The organism is Terriglobus roseus DSM 18391, assembly GCF_000265425.1.
Taxonomy (GTDB): Bacteria; Acidobacteriota; Terriglobia; order Terriglobales; family Acidobacteriaceae; genus Terriglobus; species Terriglobus roseus.
The window spans coordinates 394814-416499 of sequence record NC_018014.1; the positions used below are offsets into that span (position 1 = coordinate 394814).

General features: G+C 62.7%; 20 protein-coding genes and 1 pseudogene. 4 read left to right on the forward strand and 17 right to left on the reverse strand.

What is annotated here, in order from left to right:
- The first annotated feature begins 61 nt into the window (after window positions 1–61).
- Window positions 62–1114, forward strand: a complete 1053-nt coding sequence (locus TERRO_RS01655) for an alpha/beta hydrolase (RefSeq protein WP_014784259.1) — start codon at window positions 62–64, stop codon at window positions 1112–1114.
- A gap of 77 nt (window positions 1115–1191) precedes the next feature.
- On the opposite strand, the gene TERRO_RS21720 is transcribed toward TERRO_RS01655, so the two are convergent.
- The 3 genes from TERRO_RS21720 to TERRO_RS01675 form a co-directional block, all read right to left on the reverse strand.
- The gene (locus TERRO_RS21720) at window positions 1192–3144 is read right to left on the reverse strand and encodes a YXWGXW repeat-containing protein (protein WP_169315271.1); all 1953 of its coding nucleotides are present in this window, start codon (window positions 3142–3144) and stop codon (window positions 1192–1194) included.
- Window positions 3145–3285: 141 nt separating this feature from the next.
- Window positions 3286–3714 (reverse strand): TOBE domain-containing protein, encoded by a 429-nt coding sequence (locus TERRO_RS01670; RefSeq protein WP_014784261.1) that lies wholly within the window; start codon window positions 3712–3714, stop codon window positions 3286–3288.
- Between the two features lie 90 nt (window positions 3715–3804).
- Window positions 3805–4884: an ATP-dependent DNA ligase gene (locus TERRO_RS01675; protein ID WP_014784262.1), complete on the reverse strand. Its 1080-nt coding sequence runs from the start codon at window positions 4882–4884 to the stop codon at window positions 3805–3807.
- A gap of 130 nt (window positions 4885–5014) precedes the next feature.
- On the opposite strand from TERRO_RS01675, the gene TERRO_RS01680 reads away from it, so the two are divergent.
- Window positions 5015–5836: an alpha/beta fold hydrolase gene (locus TERRO_RS01680; protein WP_014784263.1), complete on the forward strand. Its 822-nt coding sequence runs from the start codon at window positions 5015–5017 to the stop codon at window positions 5834–5836.
- Window positions 5837–5861: 25 nt separating this feature from the next.
- On the opposite strand, the pseudogene TERRO_RS01685 reads toward TERRO_RS01680, so the two are convergent.
- From TERRO_RS01685 to rnc, 9 genes and pseudogenes are all read right to left on the reverse strand, one after another.
- Window positions 5862–7451 (reverse strand): annotated as a pseudogene (locus tag TERRO_RS01685) (phytoene desaturase family protein); the annotation flags it as partial.
- 77 nt (window positions 7452–7528) lie between these two features.
- Window positions 7529–9082 (reverse strand): phytoene desaturase family protein, encoded by a 1554-nt coding sequence (crtI, locus tag TERRO_RS01690; protein ID WP_014784265.1) that lies wholly within the window; start codon window positions 9080–9082, stop codon window positions 7529–7531.
- Window positions 9083–9296: 214 nt separating this feature from the next.
- Complete coding sequence (locus TERRO_RS01695) at window positions 9297–9956, reverse strand: nucleotidyltransferase family protein (RefSeq protein WP_014784266.1); 660 nt, start codon at window positions 9954–9956, stop codon at window positions 9297–9299.
- Entirely contained in the window at window positions 9953–11173 is a 1221-nt protein-coding gene (locus TERRO_RS01700) for an XdhC family protein (RefSeq protein WP_014784267.1), read from the reverse strand. Before TERRO_RS01700 ends, TERRO_RS01695 begins: the two co-directional genes overlap by 4 nt.
- Window positions 11174–11280: 107 nt before the next feature.
- Window positions 11281–12768 (reverse strand): glycoside hydrolase family 125 protein, encoded by a 1488-nt coding sequence (locus TERRO_RS01705; protein WP_014784268.1) that lies wholly within the window; start codon window positions 12766–12768, stop codon window positions 11281–11283.
- A gap of 57 nt (window positions 12769–12825) precedes the next feature.
- Window positions 12826–14373, reverse strand: coding sequence for a hypothetical protein (locus tag TERRO_RS01710; RefSeq protein ID WP_014784269.1), 1548 nt, complete (start codon window positions 14371–14373; stop codon window positions 12826–12828).
- Window positions 14374–14411: 38 nt separating this feature from the next.
- Entirely contained in the window at window positions 14412–14786 is a 375-nt protein-coding gene (locus TERRO_RS01715) for an MFS transporter (protein WP_014784270.1), read from the reverse strand.
- Window positions 14787–15033: 247 nt separating this feature from the next.
- Window positions 15034–15726 carry a signal peptidase I gene (gene lepB, locus TERRO_RS01720; protein ID WP_014784271.1) on the reverse strand — a complete coding sequence of 231 codons (693 nt, stop codon included), beginning with the start codon at window positions 15724–15726 and terminating at the stop codon, window positions 15034–15036.
- Window positions 15723–16565, reverse strand: coding sequence for a ribonuclease III (gene rnc / locus TERRO_RS01725; RefSeq protein WP_014784272.1), 843 nt, complete (start codon window positions 16563–16565; stop codon window positions 15723–15725). Before rnc ends, lepB begins: the two co-directional genes overlap by 4 nt.
- 494 nt (window positions 16566–17059) lie before the next feature.
- Here rnc and TERRO_RS01730 point away from each other — a divergent pair, with 494 nt between their 5' ends.
- The gene (locus TERRO_RS01730) at window positions 17060–18001 is read left to right on the forward strand and encodes a hypothetical protein (RefSeq protein ID WP_041592395.1); all 942 of its coding nucleotides are present in this window, start codon (window positions 17060–17062) and stop codon (window positions 17999–18001) included.
- 222 nt (window positions 18002–18223) lie between these two features.
- On the opposite strand, the gene TERRO_RS01735 is transcribed toward TERRO_RS01730, so the two are convergent.
- The gene (locus TERRO_RS01735; protein WP_014784274.1) at window positions 18224–18502 is read right to left on the reverse strand and encodes a hypothetical protein; all 279 of its coding nucleotides are present in this window, start codon (window positions 18500–18502) and stop codon (window positions 18224–18226) included.
- A gap of 59 nt (window positions 18503–18561) precedes the next feature.
- Here TERRO_RS01735 and TERRO_RS01740 point away from each other — a divergent pair, with 59 nt between their 5' ends.
- Window positions 18562–19401 carry a LytR/AlgR family response regulator transcription factor gene (locus TERRO_RS01740; protein ID WP_014784275.1) on the forward strand — a complete coding sequence of 280 codons (840 nt, stop codon included), beginning with the start codon at window positions 18562–18564 and terminating at the stop codon, window positions 19399–19401.
- On the opposite strand, the gene moaC is transcribed toward TERRO_RS01740, so the two are convergent.
- Genes moaC through TERRO_RS01760 form a run of 4 tightly spaced genes read right to left on the reverse strand, consistent with a single transcriptional unit; the run spans window position 19396 to window position 21631 of the window.
- Window positions 19396–19914, reverse strand: a complete 519-nt coding sequence (gene moaC / locus TERRO_RS01745; RefSeq protein WP_014784276.1) for a cyclic pyranopterin monophosphate synthase MoaC — start codon at window positions 19912–19914, stop codon at window positions 19396–19398. The two genes, TERRO_RS01740 and moaC, sit on opposite strands and share 6 nt — an antisense overlap.
- Window positions 19911–20129 (reverse strand): hypothetical protein, encoded by a 219-nt coding sequence (locus TERRO_RS01750; RefSeq protein ID WP_014784277.1) that lies wholly within the window; start codon window positions 20127–20129, stop codon window positions 19911–19913. The genes moaC and TERRO_RS01750 overlap by 4 nt, the downstream gene beginning before the upstream one ends.
- A 25-nt stretch (window positions 20130–20154) precedes the next feature.
- Window positions 20155–20388 carry a hypothetical protein gene (locus TERRO_RS01755; protein ID WP_014784278.1) on the reverse strand — a complete coding sequence of 78 codons (234 nt, stop codon included), beginning with the start codon at window positions 20386–20388 and terminating at the stop codon, window positions 20155–20157.
- A 10-nt stretch (window positions 20389–20398) separates the two neighbouring features.
- Window positions 20399–21631, reverse strand: coding sequence for a molybdopterin molybdotransferase MoeA (locus TERRO_RS01760; RefSeq protein ID WP_014784279.1), 1233 nt, complete (start codon window positions 21629–21631; stop codon window positions 20399–20401).
- Between the last annotated feature and the right edge of the window lie 55 nt (window positions 21632–21686).

Below are 21686 nucleotides of genomic sequence, written 5' to 3' on the forward strand. Positions count from 1 at the left end.
AAGATCTCTGCAACGCCACCGCTCATGCAGTAGAGTTCTCCTGCCACCCTAGGAGACCTTCGTGACGCGCCCTTACAGTCTTGTCCTGCTTGCAGCTTTGTCGACCCTGGCCGCTCAAGCGCAGCAGTCGTTACCCGCTACGTCCATCACCACGAATCATGCGGTCACGGAAGCTGACGGTACCGTGCGCATGCAGCGTGTGATGCCGCTGCCGCACACCATCAGCCCGGAGGCGCAGGCATGGCTTAGCCGTCCGGCCGGCGATGCGAATGTGCCGCAGACGCTGGCGGAGCGGCGCGCGCAGTTGGACACGTCTCAGGCGAAGCATCGGGATGAGTTGTTGAAGATGTTTCCCGCGACCATCACGGACAAGGCCGTCGCAGGTGTGCCCGTGCGGGATGTGATGCCCATGAAGATGCTGCATACCGACCGTGTGCTGATCTGCCTGCACGGCGGCGGCTTCAATGCGGATTCCGGGTCGTACTCTGAGGCCATTCCCGTTGCCGGGCTGACTGGCACGCGCGTAGTTAGCGTTCTCTATCGCATGGCACCGGAGCATCCGTTTCCTGCAGCCGTCGATGATGCGGTGGCGGTCTATCGTGAGTTGTTGAAGACCTACAAGCCTGCCCGCATTGGGATCTTCGGCAGCTCTGCGGGCGCGGGCCTGACACTGGAGACGGCTGTCAAGCTGAAGCAGTTGAAGCTGCCGATGCCGGCTGCGATTGGACCCTTCTCAACCCAGGCCGGTATGGATGAGGGCGGCGACACACGCTCGCTCTACAACACGGACGGCCTGCGCGGATATGTGCCGGTCGCAGGCGGCACCATCAACAATGAGTATGTCGGTTCGACGAACCACAAGGACCCGGTGCTGTCGCCCATTTATGCAGACCTGCACGGCATGCCTCCGGCGCTCTTTATCTCGAGCGAGCGTGACCTGCTGTTGAGCAGTACGAGCAATATGCATCGCGCGTTTCTGCAGGCCGGCGTTGATGCGCAGTTGATTGTCTTCGAGGCTTTGCCGCATGTCTTCTGGAACAACAACACACTGCCGGAGACGCGGGAGGCGTGGGGTTACATGGCCAGCTTTTTCAGCACGCAGCTCGGGAAATAACAACGCAACGTATATCAGCAGAATGACAAAGCCCCACGCAGTTCGCGTGGGGCTTTGTCATTTGAATTGTTGCTCGTTTAGTGACGATCACCGTGCGGTCCTTCCCCGTGGGGTGAGGGACCTTGTCGCGGAGCCTCCATACGCGGTGCCGCCCCAGCGGGACGGGCCTGCATCTGCTGCTGACGCTGCTGCTGCTCCTGGACACGCTGCTGCTGCTGTTGGACACGCTGCTGCTGCTGTTGCTGCATCTGCTGCACGCGTTGTTGTTGCTGCGCCTGCTGCTGTTGCATCTGCTGGGTGCGCTGCTGCTGTTGTGCCTGCACCTGCTGTTGGCGCTGCTGGTTTACCTGCTGTTCGCGTTGCTGGTTCATCTGCTGGCGCTGTTGATTCGCCTGCTGCTGGCGCTGGACGTTGGCCTGTTGCTGCCTCTGTTGTTCCTGCTGCTGGCGCTGGACGTTGGCCTGTTGCTCGCGCTGCTGATTCATCTGCTGCTGTTGTTGCTGACGCTGTTGGTTGAACTGCTGCGTTTGCTGCTGGCGTTGTTGCTGTTGCACGTTTGCCTGCTGACGCTGTTGTTCCAACTGCTGCCGTTGCTGATCGACCTGTTGGCGCTGCTGCAGATTCTGCTGCAGTTGCTGCATGTTCTGACCGCGCTGCTGCAGGTTCTGATTTCGCTGCTGCTCCATCTGCTGGCGCTGCTGCAGGCCCTGCACGTTTGCCTGCTGTTGCTGCATGCGCTGCTGTTGTTCGAACTGCTGGCGCTGCTGCGCGTTGGCCTGCTGCTGCTGGATGTTCTGGCCGTGCTGCTGCAGGTTCTGGTTGCGCTGCTGCTCCATCATGTTGCGCTGCTGCATCTGCTGCACGTTCGCTTGCTGCTGTTGCATGCGCTGCTGCTGCTCAAACTGCTGGCGCTGCTGCGGCGATGCGTTGGCGGGCATCTGCATGTTCGGCATGCCCTGCCGGCCAAAGTTGCCGAAGTTTGCCGGCATCGTGCGCGAAGGAGCCGCAATGTTGCGATCGGCCTGCAGGGGACGAGCCGCAAAGAGCGTTGCGGGGCGACCGTTGTTGGCTGCGAAGAACTGCTGACGATTGGCTTCAGCCGCGCGACGATTTTGCAACTGCGCCTGCATTGGAGGTACGCGCTGTTCCCGCAGTGCCGCAAACTCCTGCGGAACGGGCCGGCGATTCAGGCCTCCCGGACCGTAGTACGACACGCGCGTGTTGTTGATGTACTCGCGGTTCGTCACGCTAATGTTGCGGTTGTAGACGTAGTTGTTCACGCGTCGTGGATCGACGCGGTTGACCTCGCGGTTATAGAAGAAATGGTCGCCATTCCAATAGCCGCCCTGGTAGCCGAGACCGATGTAACCAAAGCCGTAGTTGATGCCGCCGTAGTAGCCCACGTGGCGTCCCCAATAGCCGTGATGGAAGCGGTACCGATTACCCACCTGTCCCCACCAGCCCGGCGTCCACAGGGCACCCTGATAAGGAGCTGAGACCCACGTGCCGGGCACGTAGTAGTAACCGGTGTTGGCATAGTCCCAGTAGCCGGGGGTCCACAGATAGTCAGGTCCGGGTGCTTCAGGCTGCTCATAGTCAGCCGGCAGCGGTGGTGGCGGCTGCGTCGCGCCTTCGCCGGGGTCGAGCAGTTGTGCGTACTGGTCGTACTCGTTCGCATCACTCTGCGGATCGCCGGCGTAGTAGTCCTGCTGGTCGCCGGTGTAAGCCTGGTCATACCCCTGCTGGCCCTGGTATGCCGGCGGCTGCGTGTTGTACTGGTAGGCCTCGTTCTGACCGCGTGCACGCGCGACGGGCGCGGCAGTCTGCGGTGCATAGTTCGTTGCCGAGCTCTGTGGCATCTGCGCATAGCTCACGCCGGCTACCTGCGTGCCGATCATGTTGGCTGCGGCAGGATCGTTGGCGGCTGCGTTGCCGTCCACAATGGGTGCGGGCTGGCCGATCTGGTTGTTCTTGCATCCCGTCAGCGCCATGCCAAGGCTGGAGACCAGTAGCGCGGATGTCCGAAACATTGAGTTCTTCATACGTACCTCAGGGAGGGTCAGATGCCTTACGGCCACCTGCCGTTCACTCCCGCTTCCGTCTTTACAAACACCGATGACCGCAAAGGTTGCGGTGCGTTTGTCAGGAGTGATGGATGTCTTAAGGTTGCGCTAAGACTCGTCAATTCGCTCGATCATCACGTCGGTTGACTTCACCAGCGCGGCGGCAGTATCGCCTTTCTTCAGTTGCAGATCGCGCGCTGCATCGGCGGTGATGATGCTGGTGATCTGCGCATCGCCGACGGCAAGAACAACCTGTGCCAGCAGACCTTCGATTCGAACACTAACTACCTTGCCCACAAGTTGATTGCGTCCGCTGACACGGCGGAAGCGTTCACGCGATTCAGTTGCGGGCTTCTTTGCATCCTGCTTCAGCAGCGGCTTCAACGTACTCTGCGCAATGCGATGATGACCGCCCGGCGTTGCGGTGGTCGCGAGCTTTCCGTTCAGAATCCATTGCTTGATCGTCGGGTAACTGATGCCCAGCATGCGTGCCGCTTCGCGCGGCGTCAGAAGCGGTGTGGTGGCCGAGGTAGACATGGCGTTATTGTGCGCGTGCGGATAGGCAAGAGGGAAGCGCGCAGTTCTGCGGCTCGCAAGAACGAGTTCAACCTGCGCTACTGAGGAGCGTCAGCGACCTGCTGGGAAGATCATCTTCAACTCTTGCGGTGAAACTACTTCAAGCTGCGCATACGTGCACTGCGCGACAGGCTTGTCGGGCCGCCAGCGGCGGAAGTGAGCCAAGTGCCGGAAGCGATCGCCCTGCATGTGTTCGTACGCGACTTCCACAACGAGCTCAATGCGCAGCAGCTGCCAGCTCAGGTCTTTGCCATTGCTCCAACGTGACTGCCCGCCCGGCATGCGTCCGCTGGCCTGCGCGGCTTCGTCAGCCCAGTTCGCCCACGGATGATTCGTCACGGCGTCTTCGCGATAGGGCGCGAGAAACTCGACAAGCTCCTTGCGCTTGGCCGCAGTGAAGCTCGAACAAACACCCACGTGCTGCAATGCACCGGCATCGTTGTAGAGCCCGAGCAGCAACGATCCAACGGCTGTGCCCTCGCCGTCCTTGTGCCAGCGAAATCCGGCGACCACGCAGTCGCAATCGCGCTCATGCTTCACCTTCAACATGGTGCGTTTGTCCGGCGTGTACGGCCCTTCCAGTGGCTTTGCCATGACGCCATCCAGCCCCGCGCCTTCAAAGCGCGTGAACCAATCCTGCGCAACCGTCTGATCTTGCGTCGCCGGTGTGATGTGCAGCGGCGTATCGGCATTTGCGAGGACGCGTTCCAGCTCCGCCCGCCGTTCGTGAAAGGGAGCATCGCGAAGGTCGCGATCATCGACGTGCAACAGATCGAAGAAGACAACCGATGCCGGCATCTGCGCAGCCAGAGTCTTCACGCGAGAAGCTGCAGGGTGGATGCGCAACGAAAGTGCGTCAAAGTCCAGGCCGCCCGCACGCTGAATCACAATCTCGCCGTCCAGAACGCACTGCTGTGGCAACTGTTGCAGCAGCGGCTCGCGCAGTTCGGGGAAGTAGCGGTCCAGTGGCTTGCCATCGCGGCTCTGGATGAGTAACTCATCGCCACTACGAAAGATCACGGCGCGAAAGCCGTCCCACTTCGGTTCAAAACTCCATCCGCCTGCGCTTGGAATCGCATCCACACGCTTCGCGAGCATGGGCAGAATTGGTGATGGCAGCGGGAGGCTCATAGCGGTTTGGATGCAGGTCGGACTCGCCGGGGACGGCCGGGTGATACGCAGTTTTTCACCAAGCGATGGTGGACAGACGGCATGGGCGATGCGATCTTCAGAATTCAACACACTTCAAAGGAGCATGTAGATGCCGACGATCAAAGTCAAAGATGGCGCAGAGATCTTTTATAAGGATTGGGGAACCGGCACGCCGGTTGTCTTCTCGCACGGTTGGCCGCTGAACGCCGACGCATGGGACCCGCAGATGATGTTCCTGGGCGCGCATGGCTATCGCGTCATCGCGCATGATCGCCGCGGCCATGGCCGCAGCACGCAGACCTGGGACGGCAACGAGATGGACACGTATGCGGACGATCTTGCTGCGCTCTTCGAAGCTCTTGATCTGAAGGACGCCATCATGATCGGCCACTCCACCGGCGGTGGCGAGGTGGCGCACTATCTCGGTCGTCACGGCTCATCACGCGTGCAGAAGGCGATCCTGATCGGCGCGGTGCCACCCATCATGCTGAAGAGCGACAAGAATCCCGGCGGCCTACCGATTGAGGTCTTCGACGGCATTCGCGCAAACACGCTGGGCGATCGCTCGCAGTTCTTCAAGGATCTCGCGATGCCGTTCTACGGCTACAACCGTGACGGCGCGAAGAAGAGCCAGGGAGTGCTTGACAACTTCTGGTACCAGGGGATGCAGGGCGGCATCAAGGGCTTGTATGACTGCATCAAGGCGTTCAGTGAGACGGACTTTACCGACGACCTGAAGAGCCTGAAGATTCCTGTCCTCTTCCTGCATGGCGACGACGATCAGATTGTGCCGATCGATGACGCGGCGAAGATCGGACACACCCTGGTGCCCGGTTCTACGCTGAAGATCATGCCGGGACAGCCGCATGGCATGTGCACTGTGGATGCCGACGCAATCAACGCAGAGATCCTGAAGTTTATTCAGGGGTAAGTCAAGCGGAGGTAGAGACGCCAGCTTAGAAGCTGACCGTCTCTGCCTCCGCCATTTCAATCGACTTACGATCCGCAGCGGTGAAGCGATCCGCGTTGTCACCCTGCTGGTAGCGGCGGTCGAGCGCGTCTGCCGCGATCCATCCGCTCATCATCACCATGGGCATGCCGGGGCCGGGATGTGCTGCGCCGCCGGCTAGGAACAATCCCTCGACCCCGCGCACAACGTTCGACGGCTTGAACGCGCCATTCATGCGGCCGTGCGAGCTGAGGCCGTAGATCGCGCCGTCCAGCACGCGGTAGCGGTCGTGGATGTCCTGCGGGGTCAGCGCGCGTTCGAAGACGATACGCTCTTCAATGTCGGGCATGCCGCCGGTGCGCTTCAGCTTGTCCAGAATCACCTGGCGATAGCCCGGGAACATCTCGCGCCAGTCATGGTTGGGACGCAGGTAGGGCGTGTGCACCAGGACGTACAGCGCATCGCCACCCGGCGGCGCAGTCTCCGGCTCTGTGCGCGAAGTCGATGCGAGGTAGCACGTGGGATCCGGCGCCGGCATGCCCATGTTGTAAATGGCGTTGAACTCTTCATGCGGATCGCGCGAGAAGACGAAGTCATGGTGCGCAAGGTGGTCGTAACGCTTGTTCAGGCCCAGGTAGAGCACGACGCCGCTGCACGCGGCCTCCCAGTTCTTGCGGCGATCGAAGGATGCGGCAACGTCTGTACCCTTCAGCAGTTCGCGATGCGTGCGCACGGCGTCTTCGTTCGATACGACCGCGTCGAAGGTGTAGGTCTCGCCCGTGGTCAGGGTGATGCCGGCCACCTGTTGCGACTCGCGCCCATGCTTCAGTTCGATCTTCGCGACGTCGGCGTTCACGTGGTACTTGACGCCCATCTCCTTGCCCAGCTTGACCAGCGCCTCCGGGACAGCGCGCGTGCCGCCCATGGGATACCAGATGCCCTCATCGGTCTGCATGTGGCCGATGGCGCACAGGATCGCGGGGGATGCATCCGGCGACGAGCCCACGTACTGCACAAAGTGGTCGAGCATCTGGGCTGTATTGTCGTCGCTGATGTACTCGCGGATGACACCACTGACCGTCTTGCCCATGCGCATCTTCATCACGTCTTTCAGGACGTTGACGTCGAAGGCTCCGCGCCAGTCCAGCGTGTCCAGCATGGAACCGACCGGTTTCCAGAAGAAGAACTTGTCGCTGATGGTGTGCAGGTCTTCGCTGACCTTGAGGAACTCGCCGTACTTGTCGCCCAGGCCAGTCTGCTTTTGGTTCAGCGAGCGAATCATCTCCGGCGTGGAGTCTTTCAGGTCGATGACGGTGCCGTCTTCAAAGAAGCAGCGCCACGACGGATCGAGCCGCACCATGTTCAGATAGTCTTCCAGCTTGCGACCGGCCTCGGCAAAGATCTTGCGCAGTACGCTGGGCTGGATGAGGATGGTCGGCCCCATGTCGAAGCGGAATCCTTCTTCCTGTAACTGTGCGGCCTTGCCGCCCAGCCATGGGTTCTTCTCAAAGACCTCAACGGTATAGCCACGTCCGGCGAGTGTTGCTGCTGCGGCAAGGCCTGCCAGGCCGGAACCAATAACTGCTACGCGCATTGCTGTAACTCCCGGGGCTCAGGGCCCTCTATCTCATGTGAGGCTCGTCAGAGGCGTAAGTGGCCCCCGGGCTCCGTCTGTTACTGAACAGCCAGATCGCGGTCCTGAAGCTGCGACTGATCGAAGGCGGAGCGGTCGAAGTTCCACTCATGCTTCAGTCCCATATCGTCCAGCATCAATTGCGCTGAGATCCTCGCGGACTCAAAGATCACCGGCAGACCCGATCCAGGATGCGTTCCGCCGCCCGCCAGGTAGAGACCTTCGGTCTCTTCAAAGCGGTTGTGCGGACGCAGGTGCAGCATCTGTTTCAGGCTGTGCGCCATGCTGAAGGTGCTGCCACGATGCAGGGCAAACTCGGCTGCCCAGTTGGCTGGTGTCAGGATGCGTTCCGTGCGAATGCGATCGCGCACGTCTCCCATGCCGATACTGCCCATCTGGTCCAGCACGCGTTCGCGGAAGGGCGCGGCTTCGCGTGCCCAGTCGACGCCTTTGCAGCCATGTGTGACGGGAGCCAGAACGTAGAGCGAGCTCATGCCCTTCGGCGCAAGTGTGTCATCGCTGACACTGGCGTTCTGCACGTAGATCGATGGATCGGTCGAAAGGCGGTGACCCTTCTCAATGTCGTGCAGGTTGCCGCGATAGTCCTTTGACAGGTAGATCGTATGGTGCGAGACATCGTCGTAACGCCCCTCGATGCCCATGTACAGCATGAACGTCGAGCAGGAGAAGTCCTTCTTGTCGATGGTATCGTCCGACCAGCGCGACCGAAGATGCTGCGGGATCAGGTTGCGCGCGGCCTCGGCGAACTCGGCATTCATCACCACGGCATCGGCCTTCAGTTCACGCTTTGCCGTCTTCACGCCGGTGGCCTTGCGACCGGTGAATTCAATGCCTTCCACGGCTTCATCGCACAGGATCTTAACGCCCATCTCTTCGCAGATACGAGCCATGGCGCGCGTGATGGCTCCGCAGCCGCCGATGGGATGGAAGACGCCGTACTCGTACTCAAGGAACGACAAGATGGAGAAGAGGCCGGGACAGCGGAAGGGGGACATGCCCAGGTACTTGGACTGGAAGGAGAAGCCCAGGCGGATGCGCTCGTCGCTGAAGTACTGCTTCAGTTCGTCATCAAGCGAACGCCACGGAGCCAGGATCGGCAGCAGCTTCAGCATGCCCGGCTTTAGTAGGTCGCTCCAGCCTTCGAAGGGTGATTCCAGAAAGGGCAGGAACTTCTGCAGCTTGTCGCGGTTATCGCGCATAAAGCGTTCCAGGTTGTTCGCGTCTGCTGGGCATAGCTGGGCCACCGCGGCCTTCATGCGGTCGTGGTCGCCCGTCGCCAGCAGCTCGCCGCCCTGTCCAAAGACCAGGCGGTACTGCGGATCCAGGCGGACCATGGGCACTTCGTTCTCCAGGGAGTAACCAGCTGCAGCGAAGATCTCGCTCAGGACCCGCGGGTACAAGAAAAAGGTTGGACCGTAATCGAAGTGAAAGCCGTCCTGCTCAAACGTGCTGGTCCGGCCACCTACGTGGTCGCGCTTCTCAACAATCGTGACGTCAACGCCCGACGACGCCAGCAACATGGCAGAGGCCAGTCCGCCCGGCCCTGCACCCACAATGACTACACGCTTATCCAACGCGCTCCCTCAAGACAACAACGTCGATGACTCACAATACGCTCAGCAGAGATTGCTTAGCCGCGGAGATCAAATTGATGTCCTATGTGAGATTCGCACCTCAGCCATTCGGTGTCCTCCTCACGCAATACTTTTTGATCAGACTCGATTACATGGGAATGGGAAGCAGGCTTCGTTGGTCAGGCGCAAGCTCGGAGGGAGCTGGGATGGGGGATCAGGCTAGGTCTTCGGCCGGGGATCGCTTCGTGTCTTCAATGCTGCCAATCTGAACTCGGCTATGTGCGCTATCGTGCTCCATGGCACGCAGACGGTGGAGGTCTTCCGGCGTATCCACATCGAATTCGCCACCGGGCAGCGGCACCGTGAATACGGCGTCGTCCTGCAACAGGTCGCGTGCGCCCGTGTCGCCGGTCAGATCCTGAAGTGCATGGAAGGCGAAATCCGGGAAGAGCGCCGGGATCCCGCGCCTCCCTGAGTAATAGGAAGCCACCACATGCTCGCGGTGCGAGCCCTCCATCAGCCGCATCAGGTGTTCCGGCGTAACCGTTACCTGGTCGCAGGTCAACACCAGCAGGTCATCCGCGCCGACACGCTCGGCCGCCGCAGCACCCAGTGCAAGGGACGATGCCATACCGCGCTTCCATCCCTTGTTGATCAGAATGCGTGTGCCACTGTCCGAGGTCGTCAGTGCGTCCAGGATGCGCTCGTGTTCTGCCCCAAGCACTACAAAGATGGGCGAAGCGCCCGCCTGCTGCGCGATGCGGATGGCTCGGTCAATCAGTCGTTCGCCGTGGAACTCCACCAGTTGTTTGGGCTGGCCCAGCCGTGAGGACGCGCCGGCCGCGAGCACCAGAGCCGCTACTTTGCGGCTCACTGGGTCACCGTAGTGCGGTCGATTGTCGGCGGTGCCGGAGCTGCAGGTTCCGGGTAGATGTTGTTCTCCGTATAGATGGCACAATTCTCAGCTGCGGGCCGTGTGGGACCATCCGCCAACAGTTGTTCAAACTCTTCCAGGGTCATACGTCGTGGCACCACTGCATCGCGAGCGGCTGCCCGCAGGCCACCGGAAATGTGAGAGAGCGCGTGCTGCAGCTGCGCGACGATCGCCAGTGCTACCGCCTCCGGTCCATCACCGCCCAGTTCCAGGCCTATGGGGGCGTGCGTACGTTCCACGGCCAGCGATAGCGGTAGCTGGGCCATCTCTGCCGCCTCAGATAACAGGACCGCGGACCGATGCCGTGCGCCCAGCACACCCAGGTACCGGGGTCGCAGCGGCAGAAGCTCCGCCAGCAGGCGCCGATCCTGTTCGTAGGAGTGCGTCATCAACACCACGGCATCATTCTCGCGCACCGGCAGTGACGCTGCATTGGCGGCCGCGATGACCTGTTCTGCAGAGGGAAAGCGCGATGCTGCTGCGCGGTCTGCCCGGCTGTCCACCACGGCGACAGCCCAACCCATCGCCTGTGCCAGTTGTGCCAGCGGCCGTGCATCTTCGCCCGCTCCAAAGATCACCAGGCGCTGCGCGGGGTCAATCCGCTCCGAGAACATCCGGCCGTCCATGCTGCCGTGCTGCGCTCGCAAAGCGATCTTACGAAAGTCCACAATGTCTTCTGTCGCGATTGAATCGCTCGCGAAGAGCACGTCACCGTGCGCGTCCATCACAAAGCGTTCCAGCGGCTGGCCGTCCCGTGGGAGCAACGTGGCGATGGTGCGATGCTCGCCTTGTAACGTGGCGTGCAGGGCATCGATCAGCGCCGTTGCTTCCGGGGACCCGGCGGGTTCTGCCAGCAGGTCCACCTCGCCGCCGCAGCCCAGGCCGTAGGGGATCTCTGCAGTGTCATCGAAGGCCGTGCTGAAGTGCTCCACGCGCGCGCCATCGCGAATAAACCAGGCAGCACGGCGCAGCAACTCCGCCTCCAGGCAACCACCGCTGAGTGTGCCGGCGGCCCGACCGTCAGGTAGCGCCAGCAGACGCGCACCAGCGCGCCGGTACGACGATCCGCGCACAGATACGAGGCTGAACAGCACGCCGCTGCCCTCGCCCGCATCCCGGCAAAGTTTCACGACGTCACGGCGCTCTTTCAGGCTCATAGTGCGAGTTTAGATGCCGGATGACGGCAGAGGAACTCGCGGAGGTCCGTAGACGGGGAATCCGGGTGTCGGATCGTGTTGGCGCTCCGATACCCGGTCGGTGCTGCTTAGAGCGTTTCCCGCAGGATGGCCGGCCGCTCGCGATGGACCTTCAGCACCAGCTCGCCGAAGAGCGTATTCGCCCATGCGAACCAGGGCCGTGTGAACTTCGAGGGATCGTCCTTGTGGAAAGCTTCGTGCATGAAGTGCGTGCCTGCTGTGGAATCGCGCAAGGTGCGCAGGCAGGTGCGGATCTCCGCGTCGTTCGTGCTGGTGAGCGCACGCATGGTGATGCTCATGGGCCAGATGAAGTCCAGCCCCACGTGCGGTCCACCGATGCCCTCTGCCGCCTTGCCCTTGAAGAAGTAGGGGTTCTCGTCGCTCAAGGCGAAGGCGCGTGTGCGAGCGTAGAGTGCGTCATCCGGCTGGCCGGCGCTGTTGCGGCCGGTCGCACCCAGATAAGCGATCGAGAGTAAGCCGGGTGCATTCGCGTCATCCATCAGGTTGACGTTGCCGAAGCCGTCGATCTCGTACGCCCAAATCTCACCCATGCGCGGGTGTGTGACGCGGCCGTGATGCGTTGTTGCGACAAGGACTTCTTCGGCAAGCGCGCTGGCATCGGCGGCCAGAGTTGTGTTGTGCAGTGCGGTCGCCAGCTCGGAGAGCATGCGCAGAGCGACGACTGCGAAGAGGTTTGCAGGGACGAAGAGTGGATAGGTGCACGAGTCGTCCGAGGGACGGAAGATGGAGTGCAGCATGCCGTTGGGCCGCGTCGGCGCGCCGTAGCCGTCCAGGATGACGGAGTCGGTGGGGCTCTGCGCTGCACGCTGAAAGTGGTACGGTCCGCGGCCGTTTTGCCGTTGTTGTTCGCGGAAGGTCTTCACGATAAGCGTTGCGGCTGCGACCCACTCGCTGTCGAAGGGCTTGGTGTCGCCGGTTGCCTTCCAGTAGCCATGCGCTAAACGGATTGGGTAACAAAGCGAATCAATCTCCCACTTGCGTTCGCCCACGCCGGGCTTGTGATCGGTGGCATCCTTCACCGCCCACTCCAGCGGTGAATCCGTGGGCTTGCGGCGGAAGGCATTGGCGTACGGGTCGAGCAGGATGCACTGCGCGTGCCGATGGATCAGGCCAGCAATGACGCGGGCCAACGCTGGATCCTGCTTCGCGAAAGGCAGGTAGGGCTGCATCTGCGCTGAGGAGTCGCGGAGCCATAGCGCGTCGATGTCGCCGGTGATGACGAAGGTGTCCAGCTTGCCGCCGCTATCGCTGTGGAAGACGGTGGTGTCGAGCGTGTTGGGGAGGCAGTTCCCAAAGATGGTGCGCAGTTCGGTGTCGGCGATGTCGCGGCTGACGGCCTTGATGGCGTCTTCTACGGCTGCGGAGCGGAAGAGTCGTTCGGCCGGCGCGGGGCGTGTGGTGAGGTCGCGCTTGGTGTATTGGCCCAGCATTGGCGCGGGTAACAGCGTCTGCGCGACCTGAGCGGCGCCCAGCATGGCGGCGGACTTCAGAAGCTTGCGGCGGTTCAGAGAGCTCGATTCGACGGGGACATTCACGCAAGCATTCGAACAGATTTGCTTGTCCGTTGTCTTGCGGTGCGTGTGAACGCGGGGTTAGTTCAGGACGATCAGCGTGCCCATATGCGGTGGCAGAGTGAAGGTCTGGCCGGTGGTGGAGCGCCTGCTGCTGGTCTCGCGGACGACGGTATTTACGTGCGCTTCGGGTGCATCCAGTGCCGTTCCTGACACAATTTGAATCGTCTCAAACAACGGAGCCGTAATCGTGATCGGTTCGGTTGCTTCCTTGTTCAGGATGGCGACGATCGTCTTGCCATCTGTCCGCTTTGCAGCATAGGCGACGACGTTTCTGGCCCCCGGGTCGAACTCGACCGGCTGCATCGTCGCACCGGCGAAGGCGGCGGCAAACTTCATGCCGTAGCCGACCGGCTCCATGACGTATTTGCTGTTCAGTTTGCCGTCGACGCCCGCGCCGGCGAGTGTGCCTTCGTTGGCGATGGGGGTGTAGAAGGGTTTGGGGTGCGGGGCGGTGGGGTCTTTCATGAGTGCTTCGCCATGGAAGACGCCGCCGACGGAGACGGCCTGGGCGTGGCCCGATCCGCCGTGCAGGTTCACGCCGCAGTAGCCGTCGCTCATCAACTGGAAGAGGTAGTCCGCGCCCCACAGGGCGGAGGCAAGGACGTCGCTCACGCCGCTCTTGCCGCCGCGATAGACGGTGTTGCCCTCGGTCATGCGATAGGTGATTGCCGGGCCCATCTTTGCTGCAGCAGCCTTCGTAATTGCCGCGTGCTCGGCGACCTTGGGGTCGATCTTGAGCAGGTTGGCGATGTTGGCTTCGGGGTTTGAGGGCGGTCCGCTCCAATAGTAGTGGTGGGACAGGGTGATGACGTTGGGCTTGTCCTCAACGGCGGCCCAGCGGTCGGCGATCTTCGGCAGCCAGGTCACGTCGCCTGCGACATCGGGGATGCCGAACTTTGCGGCGGGCAGCGCCTTCTGCACGGCGCGGGCGATGGTCAGCCACTCGGCCAGATAGGTGTCGACGTTCCATGTCTCGGGATCGCGCAGGTGGCCCTTGAAGAGGTCGACCTCATTGCCGACCTGGAAGTACTGGAGGCGCGGTCCCAGTTTGTTGAAGACGTAGGTCGCCTCGGCGATGTCGGTCTCGGGTGTGCCGTAGCCGAGGTTGAGGCCGTAGATGCAGGTCCAGCCGGTGGCTTTCAAGAAGCCGTCCAGGTTGTCGATGGCTTTGGGCGTGATGGTGAAGACGGTAGCGGCGGTTGGTTCGCCGGTGGCCTTCCAGGGGGAATCGACTCGTTTGGGTGCGGGTGTTTCAGGGGTGGGCTGCCACCATCCGAACTCGCTGGTGTTGCCGCCCAGCCGCAGCACGCCGCGCGGGCTCATGTTACGGAACTGCTGCACGAGACCGATGTTCTCCGGCGCGAAGAAGGTGGGGTCTTCGAGCTGCATATTTTCGTAGGAGAGGCCGATGAAGTCGACCGGAACCTTTGGGCCTGTGCCCGTGCCAATTTTGAGTGTGACGGGCTTCGGAGCGTCCTGCGCTCGCAGGATGGAGGGCATCGCGAGGGCGGCAGCGGCGAGGGTGGAGGTCTCAAGAAAGCGGCGGCGCGAGGGTCGGAGGCTCATCGAGAAAAACGATAGCACCGCGCAGACGGCTCGTCAGTTTAGCGGGTAACGACTGCCGGGCGGCGCGAACGGCCGATGAGGTATGCCGCGGGAGCGAGCGCGAGCAGGGCGACCATCTGTGCGTAGTGATGCTGGCCGGGTGTGTGCGTCTCGGCGAAGAGAGCTGCCAAGGCGATGAAGCCGGCTGCACCTTCTGCGGATCCGCGCGGAGTCTCTGGTGCGAGCACTGCGGCGAGGAAGCCACCGATGAGGCCGAAGATGATGGCGACGACGGCGGTCAGCGCAATGAAGCCCATCGGCGCGCCATCCCATGGCGTGTCGTGGTGCGTGATCTTGAAGAACCACGCAAGGTAGAGCGCGAGTGCAACGAAGGCGCCAAAGAGCGCGGCGAGGGTGGCGCGGAAGAGGCGCATGATGTGCTCTTAGATTACCGGAGCGGCGGCGGTGATGCACTGCGGGTGGTGGGAATTAACGAGGCGGGTATGCGGGTGCCCCATTCATGACGGCTTTCTCGTCATGAGTGGGTTCGCAGGATGTCGGCGGATCGCGCTTCGCGCGATATCCCACTCATGCGCAAGAGCGCGCATGAATGGGGCACCCGGCCTTGTTCTCGCACCCGACCTTGTTTTTCCGGCATTGCTTTCGCACCCGGCCTTATGGCTACCGGATGATGAGGCCGAGGCGGTCCCAGCGGATGCGTCCGCGGGGTGAGTTGGGTGTTCGGTCGGTGCTGAGGTAGACGAGGAGTGGTTCGCCGACGATGTTTTCGTGGGGGACGAAGCCCCAGAAGCGGCTGTCCTGGCTGTTGTTGCGGTTGTCGCCCATGGCGAAGTAGCGGTTGTCTGGGATGGGCAGGTCTGCGCCGCGGATGCGGTGGCGGAGTTCGATCCACCAGGTGGCTTCGGCTGCGGGGTCGGCTCGCTGCAGGTTGGGGAATTCGTCGCGGTAGGCGGAGCGTTCGGCGGGCGAGTAGGCCGCGAAGGGTTCCGCAACGGGCTTGCCGTTGAGGACGACGGCACCGCCGCGCAGGTGGATGCGGTCGGTGGGGGTGGCGATGACGCGTTTGACCAGGAGTTCGGCCGGGTCGATGGGGTAGTGGAAGACGATGATGTCGTCGCGTCGCGGGTCGCGGTAGGGCAGGAGCCAGCGCCAGTGGCCGGGCTGGGCGAAGACCTGCTTGTTGACCAGGACGAAGTCGCCGACGAGCATGGTCGGCTCCATGGAACTGGTGGGGATCTGCGAGGGTTGGACGAGGAAGGTGATGATGAAGAGCGAGACGACCGTGAGCCGCGCGAGCGATGCCGCGACCTGGCCCATGGCTTCTGCAAACGCGTTGCCCAGCCGGGCCATCATCCCTGCGCGCCTGTGAGCGGCTCCGAGCCCGCTTTCGCCACAGCCTCGCTGTCTACCGGTGAGAGGATGTCGTACGCGACGCGGGCTGCCGCCTGCTGTGCGGACTTCTTGCTGGTGCCTTCGCCGTCTGCGAGGACGCGGTCGCCGAGCAGAACTTCTACGCGGAAGCGCTTGTTGTGGTCGTTGCCGATCTCTTCGACGGTGCGGTAGAGGGGTTGGCCTTCGGCGCGCGCCTGCAGGAGTTCCTGCAGCGCGGATTTCCAGTCGCCGACGATGCCGCCGAAGCGTGCGCCCTGCTGAGCGGCGGACTTTAGTTCGGCGAGGCGTGGCTGGAAGATTTCGCGTTCGACGAAGGATCGTGCGGCCTTGAGGCCTGCGCCACCGTTGCCGCCGGGTGTGGCTGCGTTCGCATCGAGGTAGATTGCGGCGACGAGTGCTTCGACGGTGTCGGCCAGCAGTGCGGATTTGGTACGGCCGCCGCTGGCGTCTTCGCCTTTGCCCAGTTGCAGATCGCGGCCGATAGCGAGACGGACGCCGACCTCGCCCATGCCTTTGCCACTGACGAGCATGGCGCGCATGCGGGTGAGGTCGCCTTCGCGACGCTCGGGGAAGTGGCGGACGAGGAGTTCGGTGACGAGGAGGCCGACGACGGCGTCGCCGAGGAATTCGAGCTGTTCGTTGTCTTCGCCGGTGCCGTTGGTGCGGCCGTCGCCCGCTTCGAAGGCGAGGGAGCTGTGGGTGAGCGCCAGTTGCAGCAGGGCTGGGTCGCGGAAGCGATAGCGCAGGCGCACTTCGAGCGCGTCGTCCGCGGTAGCCGTTTTGGTGGGGCGCTTTGCCATCGTCCCCCATGGTACGGGTTTGGGGTTAAGTGGCTCAATGGATGTCCTGGGTAGACCGCTAGCCCGGGCCTAAAGGCCCTGTCACGGAGCGAGGCGTGTCAGCGGGCTGAAGCCCGCTGCTTTCTCCGGGTCGCGCTTTGCGCGATTGCCCGCTGTTCCCTCCCGTTCGCGCTTTGCGCGATAACCCGCTGTTCCCTCCGGTTCGCGCTCTGCGCGATTACTCGCTCACGCGCAAGAGCGCGCATCAGTTGGGGCGCACCTGTTCGTGGGGGGGCAGGCTTGAGGTTCGCGCTTTGCGCGATGGAGCGGCTTTGCCGCTGAACCCACCCTTTGCTTCGCAAAGAATGGGGCACCCGATTTCGTTGGGCACCCGCTTCTTTGCCCCGGGGTGGTTCGGTCTTTCCTTCGCGTTACCATGGAGTGTCACGAAATTTCAGATTTGGCGCGGCCCTTTGGGTCTGCGTACGGAAATCGCTAGAGGGTTCGAAGCAGGCATGGCAATCGCATTGGATACGAAGTTGTCGCAGGGTGTGCAGAAGGCTGCGCAGGAGGCCGGTCTGGCCGTTGTTGATGGTGTCGTCAGCTCGGGTTTTAACGGCGCGCCGACAGAGAAGTACACGCTGGCCCTGGCGTCCGCACCGCACAAGACGTTTCAGTTTGAGCTGGGCACCGGCTTCGATCTGGGAAACCCTGTGTACAGCACGCCCGTGCATGAGTTCCTGCTGGAAGTAGCGCAGCGCCTGCGCAATCCGCGGCCGGATGTGTACGTCACGCTGGGCGGCCTGCCGATGAGCATGAGTGGCTGGCAGTGGCCGTTCCACCTGTCGACGAGCGGTGCGGACACGTACATTGTGCACGGCGACACCAAGCTGGAAGACGGCAAGACGCCGGCGGATCAGCAGTTGAAGGCGAAGGTTTCAGCCAGCATGACGGTGACGTTTGCCGAGGTGGTGCCGGCGCCCGAGCAGCCCTTTGCGGAGAGCTTTATCTACAACGCTGTGCGCAAGATCCTGGACCAGGGCCAGATCGAACTGACGAAGAGCGGCAATCGTCAGCCGGTGCCGGTGACGACGCGTTACTACTCGGCCAAGCAGGGCCGCTTTATCTTCAACGACACGGATGAGCAGCAGCGTGCGGACTTCCTGGCAGCGAAGGTGTACTGGGCCAGCGGCGTGCTGGGTGGCGGCGAGCCGGTGTGGATTGCGGATCCTCGCGATGCGCAGTACCTGAACACGACGGTCGCTTCGCTGAAGAAGACGGCAGAGGCGCTGGCGGGCGAGGGCATTCTGAAGCTGGATCCGAAGTTTGAGTTTGCGGCGAGCACGGAGCCGCTGATGAGCCACCACTCCGAATATGAGGAGCGCATGGCGGAGGCGCTGGCGTTCACGCGTCCTACCTTCAATGAAGAGATGCGCGGCGGCCACACGAATATGTAGTGGCAAGGGCGCGGCTTTGGCTGTGCCATCGGTAAGCAAGTAAGAAGCGGCTTTAGCTGCTGAGGCGAAATCCCTCAGTGGCTAAAGCCGTTCTTGTTTTGAGCTGTGATGGCAGGGCTGAAGCCCTGCCCCTCCGAAAGCAAATGATTGCTGCTTTAAGCTCGTCCTCCAAGCGCTCATTCCTCTTGGCTCTGAGTGCCTAGTGCTTAATTCTCCGTTTGTTCAACCGATTCGTCGTGCGTCGCTAGCCACTCTGTCGTCACCATTTGCTTCGTCTTCCTTTGGTTCGGCCTGTTTCACTTCCATGACATGCGCGATCTCAGGACGAGCAAAGGTCTGCAGGGAGTGGAGTGCATTGCCGAGATCGCGCGTTGTGGGATAGAAGCCGGGATCGAGTTGTTTGCGTCTGCGCTCGCGATGTCGTCTGCGCAGCAGGACAAAGAATCCACCGAAGACCACGCCGATGAAAAGGCCAAGACATGAGAGGGCGGCGGCGATCATGCAGCAAGCATATCGCTCGACACCTTCGCGCCGGTTGTCGCGCGCCTATACTTTTCTCGATGGGTTTAACGGCGGTGATTGTCGATGATGAGGTGCTGGCGCGGCGTGAGCTTCGTTACCTGCTGGAGCGGGTGAGCGAGGTGGAGGTTGTCGCGGAGGCTTCCAATGGCATCGAGGCGGTGGAGACGGTTCGGTCGCACGCTCCGGATGTCGTCTTTATGGATGTGCAGATGCCCGGGCTGGACGGCTTTGCGGTGCTGAAGCGGCTGATGGAAGACAAGGAATTTGTCATGCCGGAGGTGATCTTTGCCACGGCCTATGACCAGTACGCGGTGCGTGCGTTTGAAGTGAATGCGATCGACTATCTGCTGAAGCCGTTTGAAGAGAAGCGCGTAGCGCTGGCGGTGGAGAAGGCGAAGATGCGTCGGGCTGCTGCGTCTTCGTCGCAGGCCGAGACGGCGATTGAGACGGTTCCGCAGGCGAGTGCGGAGGAGCGGCTGGAGTCGTTGTTGAAGCTGCTGGAGACGCAGGCTACGGCTGCCGCGACGCAGGCCAGGCCGCGGTCGGGCAAGGTGGTGGTGCGGTCCTCGCAGCGACTGTTGCTGGTGGATCAGCGCGAGATCTGCTTTGCGTCGATCGAAGAGGGCGCCATCTCCGTCGTGACACCGACGCTGGAGGGCATGAGCAACGTCCGCACGCTGGAAGAGCTGACGGACCAGTTGGATCCGGAGACGTTCTGGCGCGCGCATCGCAGCTTTGTGGTGAACATCCAGCACATCCGCGAGGTGGTGCCGTGGTTCAAGTCGAGCTATCTGCTGCGGATGGATGATCGCAAGGCTACGGAGATTCCCGTGGCGCGGGCGCAGATCAAGCGGCTGCGGGAGTTGTTCAATCTATAGTTTGTCGGCGCTGCGCAGGTAGTCGCCGCTCTTGCCGCCCTTTTTACTGAGCAGAACGATTTCGCGGATGCGGATGCCTTTGTCGAGCGCCTTGGTCATGTCGTAGACGGTGAGTGCGGCGACGGCTGCGGCGGTCATGGCTTCCATCTCGACGCCGGTACCTGCGACGGTTGCGGCGGTGGCGCGGATGCGGACTCCGCCACCGGTCTTGAGCAGGTCCGACGGGTAGACCACGGTCGCTTCCACGTCGATGAATGAGAGCGGCAGCGGATGGCACATGGGGATGAGGTCCGCGGTCTTCTTCGCGGCGGTGATGCCTGCGAAGCGGGCGACTTCAAGCGGATTGCCCTTGGGGTTCTGGGGCAGTGCGGCGAGGACGTCGGCGTTGAGTTCGACGAAGGCTTCGGCGACGGCTTCGCGGCGTGTTGGCTTTTTGTCGCTGACGTCGACCATGTGGGCCTCGCCGGCGTCGTTGAAGTGCGAGAGCTTGCCGCTGGTTGCTTTGGTACTCACAGGTCTTCTCCACGGTGCAGCAGCAGGCCCGCGCCGAGCAGGCATGCGGAGACGATGAACATGGTCTGGACGAAGCTGCGGCTCCAGACGATGTTGTGCCCGGCGTTGCGGGCGATGAAGACGCTGAGCAGCAGCAGTGCGGGGGCGAGGACCGCCAGCGCGATCATGGCTTTTGCGATGGTGCCTCGCACCGTGTGTTGGCGTTCCGTGCTCATGGTTTCAGCGTACCGCAGTGCGGCGTCAGGGATGCTGCTCGCCGCGGAGGAGGACGCCCGCGATGAGGATGGCGGCGTCCAGTACCAGCCAGAGCGTGACGGTGTGGGTGTTGTAGTGGACCCAGAGGAAGTGCTTTGTGACCACGATGGCGAGCCCGCACAGCACCGGCAGAACGATGGCGGCGACGATGAGCATGGCGCCGGCACGCTCGCCGGCGGTGAGTTCTGGCTGCTCCGGTCTGGTGTGATCGGGCCTCATGCGGACGAGCTTACCGCGAACGCAGCAGGACCGTCACGATGTCGTTTGGCTGCAGGTTCGTGGCGTCGGGCGGGACTACCAGGTAGCAGTTGGCGCGGGCGTTTGCGTTGAGGTCGCCGGAGCCCTGCCAGCCTGTAGGCTGGACGGTTGCGCCGGTGAGCGACGAGTCGATGCGGGCGGGCAGGAAGCGGGTCAGGCAGGGCTTCACTTTCACGTCTACGGTCAGCGTGGCTTGCGCGAAGCTGGGCTTTGCGGCGGCTTCGCCGGCGAGTGCGCGGAGCATGGGCATGGCGAAGAGCAGCGCCGTGACCTGCGTGGAGACGGGGTTGCCGGGCAGGCCGAAGATCCACTGGTCAGGGTGTTCCGGCGTGGCGGGGATGCGGCCGAAGACGGCGGGTTTGCCGGGCTGCATGGCGACGCCGGTGAAGAAGAACTCGGCGCCGAGCGAGAGGAGGACGTCCTCTACGAAGTCGTACTTGCCGGCGGAGACGCCTCCGGAGAGGACGAGCATGGCTGCGTCGCGCGCGCCGGTGATGGCGGCGTGGAGTGACTCGCGGGTGTCGGCGGCGGGGGGCAGGACGCGGGCGGTGCCGCCGTGTTCCTGCACCAGCGCGGCGAGCGCGTGGGAGTTGGAGTTGCGGATCTGCATGGCGTCGGGCGTTTCGTCGAGCGCGACGAGTTCGTCGCCGGTGGCGAGGACGGCCACGAGTGGTTGCGCGAAGACGGTGACCTGTGCTGCGCCGACGGAGGCTGCGAGTGCGATCTCTGCGGCGCCGATGGAGACGCCGGGCTGGAGGAGGACGTCGCCGGAGCGGGCCTCGGCGGCGCGTGGGACGATGTTTTCTCCTGCGCGGAGGGTGCGGCCTGGCTGGAGGGTGAGGGTTGTTCCTTCGGTGGTGACGTGCTCGACCATCACAACGGCGTCGGCGCCCTGGGGGACGGGCGCGCCGGTCATGATTTCGAGGGCCTGGCCCGGTTGCAGCGGTGGGCCGGTCCACTGCTCGCCTGCGCGGATGGCGCCGATCAACTGCATGGTGGCGGTGGCGTCGGCGGCTTGCATGGCGAAGCCGTCGCGGGTGGAACGGGGGAAGGGGGGCTGGTCACGGTCGGCGGTGATGCTGTGCGCCAGGACGCGTCCGCGGGCTGCGCCCAGGGAGATGCGCTCCGTTGCGGAGTTTGGGGGCAGGGCGGACATTTTGGAAGCGACGAGCTCTAACGCGTCAGAACAGGACAACAATGCCATGCCCCTGAGGGTACATCGGCCTGAGGCGCGTATCCTGTCTGGAGGGGATGAGAGC

Bases quoted from the DNA above. Each gene is read 5' to 3' on its own strand.
- TERRO_RS21720 (WP_169315271.1), bottom strand. From the start codon at position 3,144: ATGTTTCGGACATCCGCGCTACTGGTCTCCAGCCTTGGCATGGCGCTG.
- TERRO_RS01670 (WP_014784261.1), bottom strand. From the start codon at position 3,714: ATGTCTACCTCGGCCACCACACCGCTTCTGACGCCGCGCGAAGCGGCA.
- TERRO_RS01675 (WP_014784262.1), bottom strand. From the start codon at position 4,884: ATGAGCCTCCCGCTGCCATCACCAATTCTGCCCATGCTCGCGAAGCGT.
- TERRO_RS01680 (WP_014784263.1), top strand. From the start codon at position 5,015: ATGCCGACGATCAAAGTCAAAGATGGCGCAGAGATCTTTTATAAGGAT.
- TERRO_RS01700 (WP_014784267.1), bottom strand. From the start codon at position 11,173: ATGAGCCTGAAAGAGCGCCGTGACGTCGTGAAACTTTGCCGGGATGCG.
- TERRO_RS01710 (WP_014784269.1), bottom strand. From the start codon at position 14,373: ATGAGCCTCCGACCCTCGCGCCGCCGCTTTCTTGAGACCTCCACCCTC.
- TERRO_RS01715 (WP_014784270.1), bottom strand. From the start codon at position 14,786: ATGCGCCTCTTCCGCGCCACCCTCGCCGCGCTCTTTGGCGCCTTCGTT.
- lepB (WP_014784271.1), bottom strand. From the start codon at position 15,726: ATGATGGCCCGGCTGGGCAACGCGTTTGCAGAAGCCATGGGCCAGGTC.
- rnc (WP_014784272.1), bottom strand. From the start codon at position 16,565: ATGGCAAAGCGCCCCACCAAAACGGCTACCGCGGACGACGCGCTCGAA.
- TERRO_RS01730 (WP_041592395.1), top strand. From the start codon at position 17,060: ATGGCAATCGCATTGGATACGAAGTTGTCGCAGGGTGTGCAGAAGGCT.
- TERRO_RS01735 (WP_014784274.1), bottom strand. From the start codon at position 18,502: ATGATCGCCGCCGCCCTCTCATGTCTTGGCCTTTTCATCGGCGTGGTC.
- TERRO_RS01740 (WP_014784275.1), top strand. From the start codon at position 18,562: ATGGGTTTAACGGCGGTGATTGTCGATGATGAGGTGCTGGCGCGGCGT.
- TERRO_RS01750 (WP_014784277.1), bottom strand. From the start codon at position 20,129: ATGAGCACGGAACGCCAACACACGGTGCGAGGCACCATCGCAAAAGCC.
- TERRO_RS01755 (WP_014784278.1), bottom strand. From the start codon at position 20,388: ATGAGGCCCGATCACACCAGACCGGAGCAGCCAGAACTCACCGCCGGC.
- TERRO_RS01760 (WP_014784279.1), bottom strand. From the start codon at position 21,631: ATGGCATTGTTGTCCTGTTCTGACGCGTTAGAGCTCGTCGCTTCCAAA.